This is a genomic window from Bacillus velezensis (assembly GCF_001461825.1).
Classification (GTDB): Bacteria; Bacillota; Bacilli; order Bacillales; family Bacillaceae; genus Bacillus; species Bacillus velezensis.
This window is the reverse complement of sequence record NZ_LLZC01000019.1, coordinates 678,377-692,787: the sequence shown is the minus strand read 5'-3', so window position 1 is coordinate 692,787 and position 14,411 is coordinate 678,377. Positions and strand designations below refer to the sequence as shown.

Below are 14,411 nucleotides of genomic sequence, written 5' to 3'. Positions count from 1 at the left end.
AGCATGAAAATGACAATTTACGACGTGGCCGAAAAAGCGGGCGTCTCCATCTCGACGGTCTCGCGGGTCATCAACAATACGGGGAGGATCAGTGACAAAACCCGCCGGATGGTGCTCCGTGTCATGGAGGAGATGGACTATCATCCGAATGTTCACGCATCCGCTTTGACGGGCAAAAAGACGAATATGATCGGCCTGATCACCCCGGATATTTCAAACCCGTTTTTCGGGGAACTGGCGAAAAGCATTGAAGACAGCGCCGGTGCACTGGGGTTTCATATCATTATCTGCAGCACCGATTATCAGCCTGAAAAAGAAACGAAGTATTTTTCGATGCTGCGGCAGAAGCAGGCGGACGGCATTATTTTCGCGACTGGACTTGATCATGATGACAGCGTCACAGCGCTTGATGATATGGTGAAATCGGGCATCCCGCTTGCGATGATTACGCAGGATAAACCGCTCGCGCCGATGGACGTCGTCATTATCGATGACTTTCTCGGCGGCTATACGGCGGCTGAGCATCTCATATCTTTAGGCCATAAAAGAATTGCCTGTATCGTCGGCAACGGTTCGACGACGGGTGAAAGAGACAGAATCAAAGGCTTTCGAAAAGCGATGCGGGAAGCGGGGATGACACTAGATGAATCGCTGATCATACCGACGGAATATTCGCTGGAAAGCGGAAAACAGGCAGCGGGCGAGCTGTTTGACAGAGACCTTCCGACCGCCGTTTTCGCCTTTAATGACGTCTTGTCATGCGCGGCGATACAGGCGGCGCGCTCCCGGGGCATTCGGGTGCCGGAAGACTTGTCGGTCATCGGCTTTGACAATACCATTCTCGCTGAAATGACGGCACCGCCGCTCACGACGATTTCTCAGCCCATACGCGAAATGGGGCGGCGTGTCGTTGAACTTCTCATTGATGAGATTCAAGGGAAGAAAAAAACAAAAAGCAAAATCATTTTATCTCCGGAACTCGTCATCAGGCATTCTACGGCACCGGCAAAAACGCGCCCTCAGCGATAAGGCGCGTTTTTTCTGTGAAAAACATTGTCAAACGAGCGAAAAGCATTGTAAAATTAAAACAGCTTTGAGAAAGCGCTTGCGCAAACTGCGGATTGCAAGAAAAGAAAGCAAACAGCTTGGGTTATAAATAAAGCGCTTTCAAAATAATGATTTCTGTTTAATAAGGGAAACCGCTTGCGCCATTGCGGCATGCGGCCTCAAGAAAAAAGGAGCGGTGATAGATGACAGATCAAGTCAGATGTGCGGTGCTGGGATTAGGACGATTAGGGTATTTTCATGCGAAGCATTTAGTCAGCGAAGTGCGGGGAGCCGAGCTTGCGGCCGTCTGTGACCCGATGAAGGGAAAGGCGGAAGCGTGTGCGAAAGAATTAGGAATCGCCAAATGGACGGAGAATCCGTATGACCTGTTGGAAGATCACACGATTGACGCCGTCATCATTGTCACACCGACAAGCACACATGCGGAAATGATCATGAAGGCTGCTGAAAACGGCAAGCACATCTTTGTTGAAAAGCCGCTCACCCTGAGTCTTGAGGAATCTAAAGAAGTCATGAAAAAAATCGAAGAAACGGGCGTCATCTGCCAGGTCGGTTTTATGAGACGGTTTGATCCGGCATACGCCGACGCGAAAAGAAGAATCGACGCCGGGGAAATCGGCAGGCCCATTTATTATAAAGGATTTACAAGAGATCAAGGCGCACCGCCCGCGGAATTTATCAAGCATAGCGGAGGGCTTTTCATTGACTGTTCGATTCATGATTACGACATCGCGAGATATCTCATGAATGCCGAAGTTACGTCCGTCTGCGGGCACGGGAGAATTTTAAAGCACCCGTTCATGGAAGAGTGCGGCGACGTTGATCAGGCATTAACGTATCTTGAATTTGATTCGGGCGCGGCCGGCGATGTGGAGGCAAGCCGAAATTCTCCGTACGGGCATGATATCCGAGCCGAAATTATCGGGACGGCGGGAAGCATCTTGGTCGGTACGCTGCGGAAAAGCCATGTCACCGTTTTAACGGAGTCAGGCAGCAGCTACGAAATTATTCCGGATTTTCAAGCCCGCTTTAAAGACGCTTACCGTCTGGAGCTTGAGCACTTTGCCGAATGTGTGAAAAAAGGGGAAACGCCGATTGTGACAGACGTCGATGCCACGATTAACTTAGAAATCGGGATCGCCGCGACGGAATCGTTTAAAACCGGAAGGCCTGTAAAGCTTACCCCGGGCGCCTTCGGCTATGCCGGACTATGATAGATTCGAAGTGAAAAAGCAAAGGCCCGGGAGGCCTTTGCTTTTTTATGATTCGTATGAGAAAAAAATGTAGTCAGTCGGCACGCTTTTATAGCCCATTTGGTGAAGCATCGCGCTTATATTGCCGCGATGGTATGTGCCGTGATTCACAACATGCCGGATCACATCGGCATATGTCGTCCGGAGCGTTCCCATGCGCGGATGAGAAATGGAAATCGGACCTTCCGTGTTCTCCAATTCTTTTAAAAATTTGCTGTATTCTTTGTCCAGTTCAGCCATTCTATGTTCAATCGCCTCAAAATCTCCGTCAAGCTTTTCAAATTGATCAAACTGCGAGACGATTTGTTCGTAAGTTTCTCCGTAAAGCACGTGAAGCCAAATGTAATCAGCCCGGTATATATGCACAAGCACGGCGTTCACAGTCGGAAAAACACTTTTCAGTTTCTGCTGTAAGCTTGCCGCGGGCAGGGTCTTCAGATGCTGAATAACTTGCTCATTTGCCCATCTGTGGTAGTGATACAGCTTTAAAATGTCTGACATTCCAATTCCCCCTCTTCCTTCCGGTACATTCAACATGACCTGGCTGAATTCCTTTTATCGAAACAAAAGCGCCGCAAAATAAAAAGCAGCACCCCACATCACCAATGCCGAGCATTTATTCAGGATGCCGAGGAGCCGGCCTCCTGTATCCGCCGTTTGGACGAGCCGTCCCGCGAATGACAGTCCGGCGAACCATACCCAGGAAACCGCGATACAAGCACCGGCAAACAGCCATTTATCAATTCCCGGATAGGCGGCGGAGCTTGTGCCGATGACACTGACGGTATCCAAAATCGCATGCGGGTTCAAAAGGGATACCATGGCGGCCGTGACCGCCTGTTTTTTTGCCGAGAAAACCGTTTTTTTCGCCTGTTCGGCCTGCGGTTTGCTTCTCCAAGTCTGCCAGCCTAAAAAACTGAGAAACAAAAAGCCGCCTATAAGCATGACGGTCTGAAAAACGGGAATCTCTGCAATAATCATTGAAACGCCTGCGACGGCCGCGATGATGAGAATCGTATCGCATACCGCGGCGGCAATCACTGCGGGAAACGCCTGCCACACATGTTTTTGCCAGGCTCCCTGCTGAAAAATAAATACATTTTGCGCGCCCAATGGCAAAATAAGGCCGAAAGCGAGCATCACTCCGTGAAGAATGGCATTCATATCGTAAAACCCTCCAATCGTCAACTAAATCTCATTGTAGCCGTACTATGTGCTGATGTCTCCGTCCATTTGGCTGGTACTTGAACCAGCCAAATGTATAATAAATAAAGAAGGAGGGATGACGTATGAACAGCTGGCGTCCGGATCGGGAGTCGTACATACCGCTTTATCTCCAGATCGAACAGCATATAAAAGAAAAAATACTTCATGGCGAATGGACCATCGGCACGAAAATTCCCTCACAAAGAAAGCTCGCCGAGGAGCTTCAGGTCAACCGAAGCACAGTGACGGCAGCAGTTGATGAGTTAATCGCCCAAGGTCTTCTGGAAGGAAAAAGAGGGGGAGGCACAAAAGTCGTCAACAGTACGTGGAGCATCATGGCAGCGGCTAAGCCCCTTGATTGGAGCACATACGTTACATCGGGGAGTCATCAGCCGAATTCAGCCTTGGTTCAGGCCATTAATCAAAACGAGCCGCGTCCGGATCTGATCAGGCTGGGGACGGGTGAGCTGAGTCAAGAGCTTCTGCCTGAGAAGGAGATGGCCGAACTGTTCCGTGAAGCGGGAACTAACATTTTTGCGCTCGGCTATGAAGAGCCGAAGGGCAGCCTGAAGCTTCGGCAAAGCGTCGCGGAACATGTAAAAACAAAGGGGATTCACGCGTCCCCGGCATCCATCGTAATCGTCTCAGGCGCGCTGCAGGCGCTTCAGCTCATTTCAATCGGGCTGTTAAAGCCAAACTCTGTCATGCTGACTGAAAATCCGTCGTACCTCCATTCCCTGCGTGTGTTTCAATCAGCGGGCGTCAGGCTTAAGGGAGTGCCGATGGATGAGAGCGGAATCAAAACGGATCATCTTCCCGCTTACCGTCGGCAATACGAAGCAGGGCTGCTGTACACCATTCCGTCATTCCATAATCCGACCGGAACGGTAATGTCCCTTAAGCGGCGGAAGGAACTCATCGCGCTCGCAAGAAATCACCGTCTGCCTGTCATTGAAGATGACGCTTACGGTGATATATGGATCGATAAAGAACCGCCGCCTTCGTTAAAATCCATGGACGGTGAGGGGAATGTACTGTATATCGGCACGCTGTCAAAAACCGTAAGCCCGGGTCTGCGCATCGGATGGGTCGTCGCCCCTGAGCCGGTTGCAGACAGGCTCGCCGATATTAAAATGCAGACGGATTACGGCTCCAGCGCTTTATCTCAATGGGCGGCATGTCAATGGCTGTCAAGCGGCCGCTATGAAGCGCGTCTTTTGCGTCTCAGAAAGGAACTCAAAATCAGGAGAGATGCGGCATTGCGTTTTCTTGAAAGATACGCGGGAGATATTGCGGAGTGGCGTGTGCCGGAGGGGGGCTTTTATATTTGGGTCACTTTTCATCAAGCAATCGCCGTTCAGAAGCTTTTCACCCGTGCCTTGGAGGCCGGCGTGCTGATCAATCCGGGAGCTCTCTATCTTCCCGAAGACCGGCAAAGCCTGCGTCTTTCCTATTCGTACGCATCCTTACCGGACTTGGAAAAAGGCATTCAAACGATAGTGGACATTGCCCGCCGTTTCGTTTAATAAAAAGATCACGTCACAATGGCTCCGAGCGCTTCTGCGAATGTCACGGCATGAGACGGAGAGATGCGGCATCCTTTCAGCTTATCAAGCGAGACGTGCAGATGATCAAATGTGCACGTGCTGATATCCATATTAAAAAGAGACGTGCCGATGAAGTTTGCGCCGTTCAAATCACAGACGTCAAGATCTGTGTATTCAAGAACGGCATCATTCCACTCACTTTCTGATAGGCCGCACGTGTCAAACCGGACATGCTTCATATTGGAATAGCTGAAGGAGCTGTAATGTGCGAGGCAGTCTTCAAACCGTACATGACGCATGGCGGAATCCGCCAGATTCAAGCCGAGAAGTTTTGAATGCTGAAACGCCGTTCTATGGATGATGCTTCCGCTGAAGTCAGCGTTTGAGACATCACATTTGTCAAACAGGACATCCGTACATTCCATATGTCTGAAAGAGACATCCGTAAAAACGGTGTTTCTGAAAATGACTTTTTCGGCGCGCAGGCCGTCCAGTTTGCCGCTTATCACGGCGTTTTCTATGACGACTTCTTTGATGAGGTCGTCCTGAAGCGCTTCTGTGAAAGAAAGCACCGGCAATTCTTTCGGGATTTTCGGTTTTTGGATCGTATTCATCTCATACTTCCTTTTCTGAATTAATCGCTGAAATCGGCAATTGACAGATATCGTTTTCTGCCTGCCATCTTTGCTGTTGCGTAAAAGCGGGAGGACGTCAATAGTGTCGCATATAAAAGCAGACGTGACCTTCAAGGTAATGCCCTTAGAGACATGTCCCCAAGGGCTTTTGTCTGTTTCAGGCGAGTTCTTTATACATGATTACATGCGGGCCGATGCCGGGTATATCAAAGGGGCTGCCCGTGCTTTTCCAGCCGAGCTTTTCGTAATATCCCTTTACGTGACATCTGGCGTTGCACCAGACAAGCGCCGCCCCCATATCTGCCAGTTTCCGTTCCGCATAGGCGATTAACGTGCTTCCCGCTTTTTGCGTCCGGTATTCCTCAAGCGTCGCCATGCCGCGCAGCTGGTAGGCGGGCGCTGCCTGTAAAGCCTGCTGGTTCTGCGGGTAGAAAGAAGCGATGCTGATCAATGTTCCGTCGTAAAAACCTCCGAGATGAAAGGCTCCTTTGACGCTGTCCTGATCATATTTACAATCCTCAATCGTCTGATGGGGGCGCAGCACGCTGTGTCTGATCGCGTATGTGTCTTCTGCGGTGATGGGTTTTACTTCAACCATGAAAAAATCCTCCTTTGCTTGATTCTTTTTCTGTATCGTACCATGAAAAAGCCGCCTGTCATATCAGGCGGCTTCTTTCGCGTCAATGCAAATATACATCAGCCCGCTTTTCATCCTTTTGCTTAATATAAGCTGCAAGCTCTGACGTCAAATCAGAACGGAGAAACGGGGTGATTAAATAAATTCCGTTAAACAGTTCGCACGCCGTGTCGAGAAGCGACTTGGCGATGGCGAGGCCTTCGGCTTTCTGCTTTCGCTTGTCTTCGCCGGCGAGCGCCATTTTTTCGCGGATGCTGTCTGACAGCTTAATGCCCGGGATTTCATGATGAATGAACTCTGCGTTGCGGCTGCTCGTTAACGGCATGATTCCGATATACACCGGTGTTTTGAGATGCTTCGTTTCATGATGAATGTCAATGAGCTGCTGCTCCGAGTAGACAGGCTGGGACACAAAGTAGTCAGCTCCGCACTCGATTTTTTTCTCCAGCCGTTTGACTGCTTTATCAAGGTGGCGGACATTCGGATTAAATGCTCCGGCTACGGAAAAGTTCGTTTTCTTGCCGAGCGGTTTCCCTGATAAAGAAATGCCCTCGTTGAATTGTTTAATCAGCCTGATCAAATCAAAGGACGTTAAATCATAGACGGAGGTAGCCCCCGGAAAGTCGCCGATTTTTGAAGGATCGCCCGTGATGGCTAAAATGTCGGTGAGCCCGAGCGTATCCAGGCCCATTAAATGTGACTGAAGGCCGATTATGTTGCGGTCTCTGCATGTAATGTGAACGAGAGAACGGATATCAAGGCGCTCTTTCAGCAATGAACCGCAGGCGGCATTGCTGATCCGCGGTGTCGCCAATGAATTGTCGGCGAGCGTCAGCGCTTCTATGCCGGTCTCTTTTAATTCAGCGGCCGCTTGCAGAAATTTGTCAAAATTCAATTTCTTCGGCGGATCAAGCTCTACGATAATTGACCGTTTTTGAGCGGCGATTTCGTTTAAACCAGGCTCGGTCCGTTCATTACGGACTGAGATGACTTCCTCTTCCCGTCTGATTTTCACTTCTTTATCAGTGACGGGAGAAAGTCCGCGGACCGCTTCAGCCATGGCTCTGATATGGTTTGGCGTCGTACCGCAGCAGCCGCCGATAATGCGCGCGCCCTGAGTGCGGAACTGTACGGCGCTCTCCCGGAAATAGGCATCGTCCGTATCATAAACAAGCCGGCCTTCTTCTAAAGACGGAAGGCTGCTGTTCGGATAGACCGATAAATAAGCGTCACGGAAAATCGGCACTTCGGTGAGCGCTTCAATCATGTGGTACGGGCCGAGCCGGCAATTGATTCCCGCTATGTCAGCGCCGAGATCGGCAATGGACCTGAGGGCTTCCCGAAGCGGCGTTCCGTCCTGCAGCACGCCCTGTTCGTGCATGGATACGTTCAGCATAATCGGAAGTTCCGTTTCTTTTCTCGCGATCTTCAGCACTTCGCGGGCCTCTTCTAAATCATAGTATGTTTCCAGAAGCAGACCGTCCGGCTCTTCGTGCAGCAATAAATAAAGCTGCTCCCGAAAGCTGCGTTTAATCTCCTCCAGGCTGTAGGCGTTTTTGTTAAAGGTGCGGATGCCGCCCATCGTTCCCAATACATAAGCGCCGTCTGAGGAAGCGCGCGCGATTCTGACCGCCTCCTGATTGATTTTTTTCGTTTCATCCTCAAGTCCGTATCTTGAGAGCTTAATAAAATTCGCGCCGTACGTATTTGTCTGGATGATGTCTGCCCCGGCTTCCACGTAAGCCTTATGTATCCGCTTGATTTCTTCGGGCTTTGATACGTTCAGTTCCTCAAAACATCTGTCAATGCCGTAGGAATAGAGGAGAGTGCCCATCGCGCCGTCTCCGATTAAAATCCGTTCTTTTAAGTCTTGTAATAGTCCCATTGTTTGCCTCCTTCATCACATTCAGCAAGGAAAAAAGAGAAATAAAAAAAGTCTTCTTAAGAAGAAGACTTTGTAATCATTTGTCTCTCTTCTTATCTTCCAAGCTGTTTTTAGCTTGCTGGATTTAGCACCTTGGTCATGGTTTGGGTAAACCACTACACCGGTTGCTGAAGCGTCGTCGGGCCAGTCCCTCGGCTTCTCTTGATAAGAACGTTCATGTAATTGTCATGGGTTTCCAAAACTTAACTGTGAAAATCCCTTTCTCCAAATTTACCGAAAATAGAGACAATAATCAATAGGAATCACATAATTTATCTAAAATTAATAAATTGAACGTCAATCGGCAGGTCTGCTCCGCGGACGGCTGCGATAATCTGCTGCAGATCATCTTTATTTTTTCCGGTGACGCGCACTTGGTCGTCCTGAATCTGCGACTTGACCTTCAAGCCGGAGTTTTTAATCACCGCGTTGATTTTTTTGGCGTTGTCTTTATCAATGCCCTGTACAAGCTTCGCGCGCTGGCGCACCGTGCCTCCCGATGCATTTTCGATTTTGCCGTATTCAATGTTTTTCGTCGGCACGTCCCGTTTGATCAGCTTGCCGCTCAGCACATCTTTGAGCTGATTCAGTTTAAACTCGTCATCAGAAATCAGGACAAGTTCTTCCTTTTCTAACTTCACATCGCTTTTCGATCCTTTAAAGTCATAGCGCGTGCCGATTTCTTTCAGCGTCATCTGAATCGCATTCTGCACTTCGGGAAATTCAACTTTGGATACAATATCAAAAGAACTTTCTTTTGCCATGAGAAAACCTCCTATAACATTTCACTTATGAGTTGATTATAGTAGAATAAAGAGAAATGTCCAACAGCGTAAAGCATGAATTTATGCATATTGGAAAAAATGAGAAAAACATCAGCCTCATACGGGCGAATCAGGAAGGACGATAACATGAGACCAGGGCAGCAGCTCACGCTTAGTATAGATCACCAAACCGATTTCGGTTATTTTTTAACCGACGGCGAGGATACGGTTCTTTTACATAACAGTGAAATCACAGAGGATATCGAAGACAGAGATGAAGTGGACGTATTTATCTACGTCGATCATCAGGAAAGACTCGCGGCGACGATGAAAAAGCCGCTCATCAGCTTTTATGACTACGGATGGGTGGAAGTGACGGACGCTGTGGAAGATATGGGCGTATTCGTCGACGTCGGTCTGTCAAAAGACGCGCTCGTTGCAACGGAGCACCTGCCTCCGTACAAATCCGTCTGGCCGCAAAAAGGAGACAGACTGTATTGCATGCTGAAGGTGACAAGCCGCGGGCGCATGTTTGCCAAACCGGCGCCTGAGGATATCATCAGTGAATTATTTACGGATGCAGAGGAAGACGTCATGAATAAAGACCTGACAGGCACGGTGTACAGACTGATTGCATCAGGATCTTTTCTGATTACCGATGAAGGCATCCGCGCGTTTATTCACCCTTCAGAAAGAAAAGATGAGCCGAGACTCGGCAGCCGCGTGACAGGGCGTGTCATCGAGGTGAAGGAAGACGGCTCCGTCAACATGTCCCTGCTGCCGAGAAAGCAGGATGCGCTTTCGGTTGACGCGGAAGAGATTCTGACCTATCTGAGATCAAGAAACGGCGCGATGCCTTACGGAGACAAAAGCCATCCTGACGATATCCGCGAACGGTTTCATTTAAGCAAAGCCGCCTTTAAGCGGGCGCTCGGGCATCTGATGAAAAACGGCAAGGTCTATCAGGAAGACGGCTGGACATACGAAAAACAATAAATGTTCTGCAAAAACATCGGTGAACCAAAACCGATGTTTTTTATTTTCTCAAAAGCTGCTATATTCCTCATTTGTTTAACACCCTGCCGAACATACATATTTTATTGAAATAAAATATTCTGACATCCGAACCGATATATAACTATAGAAAAAACAAAAGGAGAGTTTCAATGAGAAAAATGGCGATATTTGCGGCTGTACTGCTGCTTGCGCTCAGCGCGGCGGGATGTGCCGGCAAATCTGAGGAAACGGCGGCCGAAAAAACGAAAACAATCGGCATCATGCTGACAGACAACGGCCTCGGCGACCAATCATTTAATGATTCAGGCTTTCAAGGTTTGATGAAAGCGAGAGACGAGCTCGGCATCACATTTGATTACCGGGAAATAAAAGATACCGGTACATACGAAAAAGGACTGACCCAGCTTGTCCGGGAAGGCAATGATCTTGTTGTGGGGCTCGGTTACAGCATGCAGGCGGATTTAGAAAAGGTCGCCAAAAAATATCCGAAGCAGCGGTTTGTGCTGATTGATTCCGTATCAGACCTGGATAATGTCACCTCCGTCACGTTTAAAGAGGATGAAGGAAGCTTCTTAGCCGGAGCGCTGGCGGCCATGACGAGCAAAACCGGCACGATCGGATTTATCGGCGGTTCCGATGCCGACGTCATTAAACGGTTTAAAAAAGGCTATCTGAAAGGCGCGGAATCAGTCAAACCGAACATCCGCGTACTGTCGGACATCAGCGGTACGTTTGATGATGATAAGCTCGGGAAGCGCATCGCCCAAAACATGATCCGAAAAAAAGCCGATGTCCTGTTTACGGCGGCCGGCTTCACGGGCGTCGGCGCACTGAAAGAAGCGGAGGCGCAAAAAGTATACGCCATCGGTGTTGACAGCGATCAATATTACACCGCCGAGCACGCCGTTATCTCATCTTTAGTGAAAAATGTCGACCATGTCATCTATGAATTGGCGAAAGATTTAAAAGACAACAAGGAGATCAAAAGCGGTGAGATCGTTTACGGACTGAAGGAAAACGGCATGGTCTTAGCTAAGATCAGAGTTGTCAAAAACGCAGGCGGGCTGACGAAAAAGATCACGGATATGAAAAACAGCCTGATTGAAAAAGGAGGCGATCTGAAGTGACATTACGGACAAGGCTGCTCGTTAACGCAGCCGTTACGATGATTTGCTTCGCCGCCGTCATCGGCTTTACCATCGTAAACATGATGAAGATTCAGGCTTCAAATGAAGATGAAGTGGACACTCTGTTAAACGTCCAGGAAGCAAAAGCTGACCTTAATACGTTAAAAGAAAGCATCACCGGCTATTCCTATACGCTCGCAGACGCTCAGAAAGAAGATGTGCGAAGCTATATGAAAAGCAGCTCAGACAAACTGGCGGCGCTCGAAAAAACGATGACGGACGATGCGGACAAAGCCGCTTATGACAAACTCGCCAAAAAATACGAATCGTGGCAGGCGGAGGCGGACGCTGCTCTTGATTCGAAAAGCCCGGCTGAAGCGACAAGGACGGCGGCCCGCATCAACGGTCTTCTGAATGATATTTATATGCTGAATCTGAAAAGCCGGGATCACTATGAAGACATGCAGAAGCAGACGGCTGACCAGATTCAGTTTATCGTTTACAGCGCAGCCGTGCTGACCATCGTGATACTTATTGTTACCGTCATATCTTCCATCAGGCTGACGAAGAGAATTGCAGGGCCGATCCGCCGCATGGCTGAAAATGCCCGTCGTATTGCGGGAGGGAACCTTGCTGTTGAAATGCTTGATTATAAAGGGAAGGACGAACTGAAAGAGCTGAATGACTCATTCGGAATGATGGCTGAACAGCTCCGCACCTTAATTCAGGCGATCGGAGAGGTCGGCCGTGAAGTCGAGACGTTTGCGGAAGGTTTGACGAAGGAAAACCAGACGCTGAAGGACATGACCGAGCAGGTGTCCGTGTCGACGGAAGAAATGGCGCAAGGCTCCCAAACCATTTCAGAAGATCTGCAGCATGCGGTGCAATTCATTGAACAAATGGATGAACATTCAAAGGCGAACGCCGAACGTTCAAAACAAACGACGAGAAGCAGCGAAGAGACGATTGCGGCGGTGGCTGCGGGGCGCGGTGCTTTAGCTGAGACCAAGCAAGCCATTGATAAAAGCAATGAGACATCAAAAGAGATTTCCGAAGCCGCCGATCTCTTCATAGAGCATGCGGCAGGCATCAGTATGATGGCGCAGACCGTTTCTGACATTGCGGGCCAGACCAATCTGCTGTCATTAAACGCCGCAATCGAGGCGGCCAGAGCAGGCGAGTCCGGAAAAGGATTTGCCGTCGTTGCCGAGGAGATACGGAAGCTCGCAGACGGATCAGCCAAAGCGACAGCGCAGATTTTCGATATGGTAAAGCAAATTGAAGACGGCATCACGTCTATTACCGGAGCTGTCACGACCGGCGTCGCTTTAGCGGACAGACAGCAGGAGCTGATGGAGAAAACGTCAGAATCATTCGCCCATATTGAACAAAAAGCCGCCCATATTAAAGCGGAGCTTACTCAATTGGATGGACGGATCATCGAATCGAAACAGCTTGGCGGGCAAGTGCTGCATCATGCCGAAAGCATCAGCGCCGTCGTTCAGGAAACGGCTGCAGGAAGCGAAGAGATTTCTGCCTCCGCGCTTGAGCAGCTGTCTTCTTTTCATAAAATGGCGGAAAGCGTCAATAATCTGGTGAGCCTGACAGAGCGGTTAAACGATCAGGTCCGCCGGTTTACTTTGTAACGGGCTTTTGCCCCGCCCCTGATTTTTGCAGCCTGACATGAGTAACTTCTGAATGAAACACAAATACTGAATATACATGTGTTTATATTTATTCTTTTTCGTGAAAGGTGAAAAAAGAAGGGAGGAATCGGGATGGATGAACAAATTCCGCATGAAAAGGGTCTTGATAATAGTCTGGCTTTATTACGCGATGGTTATGTATTTGTGAAAAAACGAGCGGAGACTTATCGCTCAGATGTGTTTCGCGCCCGTTTATTAGGGAAGACATTCATTTGTATGAGCGGAGCGGAAGCCGCAAAGCTTTTTTATGACACAGAACGATTTCAGCGGCAGCAGGCCCTCCCCAAACGGGTGCAGAAAACGTTATTCGGAACAGGGGCAATCCAGGCAATGGACGGTGAACGGCATAAGCACAGGAAGCTTCTATTTATGTCGCTGATGACGCCGCCCCGGCAAAAACGGCTTGCGGAAGCGGTGGCAAAACAGTGGAAAGCATCTGCGGAAATGTGGGAGGGTTCAAACCGAATTGTCCTTTTTGATGAAGCGAAGAAAGTGCTGTGCCGGGCTGCCTGTGAGTGGGCCGGCGTCCCGCTGAAAGACTCAGAAGTGAAAGAGCGGGCAGAGGATTTCACCGATATGGTAGACGCATTCGGCGCTGTCGGACCGCGTCATTGGAAAGGCAGAAGGGCGAGGCTGAAAACGGAGAAATGGATAGAGGAGGTCATTGAGGATGTGCGGTCCGGCAAGCTGCAAACGCCGGAGGGCTCAGCCTTGTATGAAATGGCTTTTCATACTGAACTTGACGGGAACAGACTTGATTCTCACATGGCTGCTGTTGAGCTTATTAATGTTCTGCGCCCGATTGCCGCCATTTCTTACTTCATTACGTTTTCAGCTCTTGCATTGCATGATTACCCTGAATATCGGGGCAAACTTAGATCGAGAGATGATCAGGAAGCCGAAAGATTTGCACATGAAGTTCGGCGGTATTACCCGTTTGCCCCGTTTTTAGGAGCCGTTGTGAAAAAAGATTTCGTATGGAAGAACTGTGAGTTTAAAAAGGGTGCTTCCGTCATGCTTGACCTATATGGGACAAACCATGATTCCCGGCTTTGGGAGAATCCGAATGAATTTCGCCCGGAACGTTTTCAGGGGCGGGAGGAAAATAAATTTGATTTCATTCCCCAGGGCGGAGGTGATCCGGCTAACGGCCACCGCTGTCCGGGTGAGGGAATGACCGTGGAAGTCATGAAAACTTCCCTTGCGTTTCTTGCCAATGAAATAGAGTACGATGTTCCGTCCCAAGATTTAAGCTTCAGCCTGTCCAGAATGCCGGCATTGCCTGAAAGCGGATTCGTGATAAGTGATGTTAGACGCATATAGAACAAAAAACAGCCCTCTTTCTTCTAAGACAAAGAGGGCTGTTTTGCTTTTACAGATGGTCCGGTTTTTTGGAATTCTGGTTTTTTCCCGCCTGCCGGTTTTTTTCGGCAAGCCGGTTCTTTTTCTGATTTACGGCGTTATTGTCCAACGGTTTTTTGTCATCATCTTTCATGCGGCAAAGCCTCCCTTCTGTCCGTTAGGATG

General features: G+C 49.1%; 14 protein-coding genes and 1 riboswitch. Of the genes, 7 read left to right on the top strand and 7 right to left on the bottom strand.

Annotated features, from left to right (window positions below):
• The first annotated feature begins 3 nt into the window (after window positions 1–3).
• Window positions 4–1,029 (top strand): LacI family DNA-binding transcriptional regulator, encoded by a 1,026-nt coding sequence (locus AR442_RS14015; protein ID WP_014417382.1) that lies wholly within the window; start codon window positions 4–6, stop codon window positions 1,027–1,029.
• A gap of 221 nt (window positions 1,030–1,250) precedes the next feature.
• On the top strand, window positions 1,251–2,282 hold the full coding sequence (iolX, locus tag AR442_RS14010) for a scyllo-inositol 2-dehydrogenase (protein ID WP_014417383.1): 1,032 nt from the start codon (window positions 1,251–1,253) through the stop codon (window positions 2,280–2,282).
• 45 nt (window positions 2,283–2,327) lie between these two features.
• Here iolX and AR442_RS14005 read toward each other — a convergent pair whose 3' ends face one another.
• Together AR442_RS14005 and AR442_RS14000 are read right to left on the bottom strand one after the other, a co-directional pair.
• The gene (locus AR442_RS14005) at window positions 2,328–2,822 is read right to left on the bottom strand and encodes a DinB family protein (protein WP_014417384.1); all 495 of its coding nucleotides are present in this window, start codon (window positions 2,820–2,822) and stop codon (window positions 2,328–2,330) included.
• A 54-nt stretch (window positions 2,823–2,876) separates the two neighbouring features.
• On the bottom strand, window positions 2,877–3,485 hold the full coding sequence (locus AR442_RS14000; RefSeq protein ID WP_053285063.1) for a LysE/ArgO family amino acid transporter: 609 nt from the start codon (window positions 3,483–3,485) through the stop codon (window positions 2,877–2,879).
• Between the two features lie 125 nt (window positions 3,486–3,610).
• On the opposite strand from AR442_RS14000, the gene pdxR reads away from it, so the two are divergent.
• Complete coding sequence (gene pdxR, locus AR442_RS13995) at window positions 3,611–5,053, top strand: MocR-like pyridoxine biosynthesis transcription factor PdxR (RefSeq protein ID WP_014417386.1); 1,443 nt, start codon at window positions 3,611–3,613, stop codon at window positions 5,051–5,053.
• A gap of 8 nt (window positions 5,054–5,061) precedes the next feature.
• Here pdxR and AR442_RS13990 read toward each other — a convergent pair whose 3' ends face one another.
• The 4 genes from AR442_RS13990 to AR442_RS13975 form a co-directional block, all read right to left on the bottom strand.
• On the bottom strand, window positions 5,062–5,688 hold the full coding sequence (locus AR442_RS13990; RefSeq protein ID WP_014417387.1) for a pentapeptide repeat-containing protein: 627 nt from the start codon (window positions 5,686–5,688) through the stop codon (window positions 5,062–5,064).
• Between the two features lie 178 nt (window positions 5,689–5,866).
• Window positions 5,867–6,307: a GNAT family N-acetyltransferase gene (locus tag AR442_RS13985; RefSeq protein WP_007409151.1), complete on the bottom strand. Its 441-nt coding sequence runs from the start codon at window positions 6,305–6,307 to the stop codon at window positions 5,867–5,869.
• An 82-nt stretch (window positions 6,308–6,389) separates the two neighbouring features.
• Complete coding sequence (locus AR442_RS13980; RefSeq protein ID WP_017417430.1) at window positions 6,390–8,231, bottom strand: bifunctional homocysteine S-methyltransferase/methylenetetrahydrofolate reductase; 1,842 nt, start codon at window positions 8,229–8,231, stop codon at window positions 6,390–6,392.
• Between the two features lie 89 nt (window positions 8,232–8,320).
• Window positions 8,321–8,442: riboswitch (SAM riboswitch) on the bottom strand.
• A 100-nt stretch (window positions 8,443–8,542) separates the two neighbouring features.
• Window positions 8,543–9,034 carry a YajQ family cyclic di-GMP-binding protein gene (locus tag AR442_RS13975; protein ID WP_022553573.1) on the bottom strand — a complete coding sequence of 164 codons (492 nt, stop codon included), beginning with the start codon at window positions 9,032–9,034 and terminating at the stop codon, window positions 8,543–8,545.
• A gap of 99 nt (window positions 9,035–9,133) precedes the next feature.
• On the opposite strand from AR442_RS13975, the gene AR442_RS13970 reads away from it, so the two are divergent.
• The 4 genes from AR442_RS13970 to cypC all read left to right on the top strand — a co-directional run bounded on the left by AR442_RS13970 (window position 9,134) and on the right by cypC (window position 14,207).
• Window positions 9,134–10,030, top strand: a complete 897-nt coding sequence (locus AR442_RS13970) for a CvfB family protein (protein ID WP_176364447.1) — start codon at window positions 9,134–9,136, stop codon at window positions 10,028–10,030.
• Between the two features lie 170 nt (window positions 10,031–10,200).
• The gene (locus AR442_RS13965; protein ID WP_053285061.1) at window positions 10,201–11,178 is read left to right on the top strand and encodes a BMP family lipoprotein; all 978 of its coding nucleotides are present in this window, start codon (window positions 10,201–10,203) and stop codon (window positions 11,176–11,178) included.
• On the top strand, window positions 11,175–12,824 hold the full coding sequence (locus AR442_RS13960) for a methyl-accepting chemotaxis protein (RefSeq protein WP_053285060.1): 1,650 nt from the start codon (window positions 11,175–11,177) through the stop codon (window positions 12,822–12,824). The genes AR442_RS13965 and AR442_RS13960 overlap by 4 nt, the downstream gene beginning before the upstream one ends.
• 132 nt (window positions 12,825–12,956) lie before the next feature.
• Window positions 12,957–14,207, top strand: coding sequence for a CYP152 family fatty-acid peroxygenase CypC (cypC, locus tag AR442_RS13955; protein WP_053285059.1), 1,251 nt, complete (start codon window positions 12,957–12,959; stop codon window positions 14,205–14,207).
• Window positions 14,208–14,256: 49 nt separating this feature from the next.
• On the opposite strand, the gene AR442_RS20350 is transcribed toward cypC, so the two are convergent.
• Window positions 14,257–14,379 (bottom strand): hypothetical protein, encoded by a 123-nt coding sequence (locus tag AR442_RS20350; protein WP_003155105.1) that lies wholly within the window; start codon window positions 14,377–14,379, stop codon window positions 14,257–14,259.
• Between the last annotated feature and the right edge of the window lie 32 nt (window positions 14,380–14,411).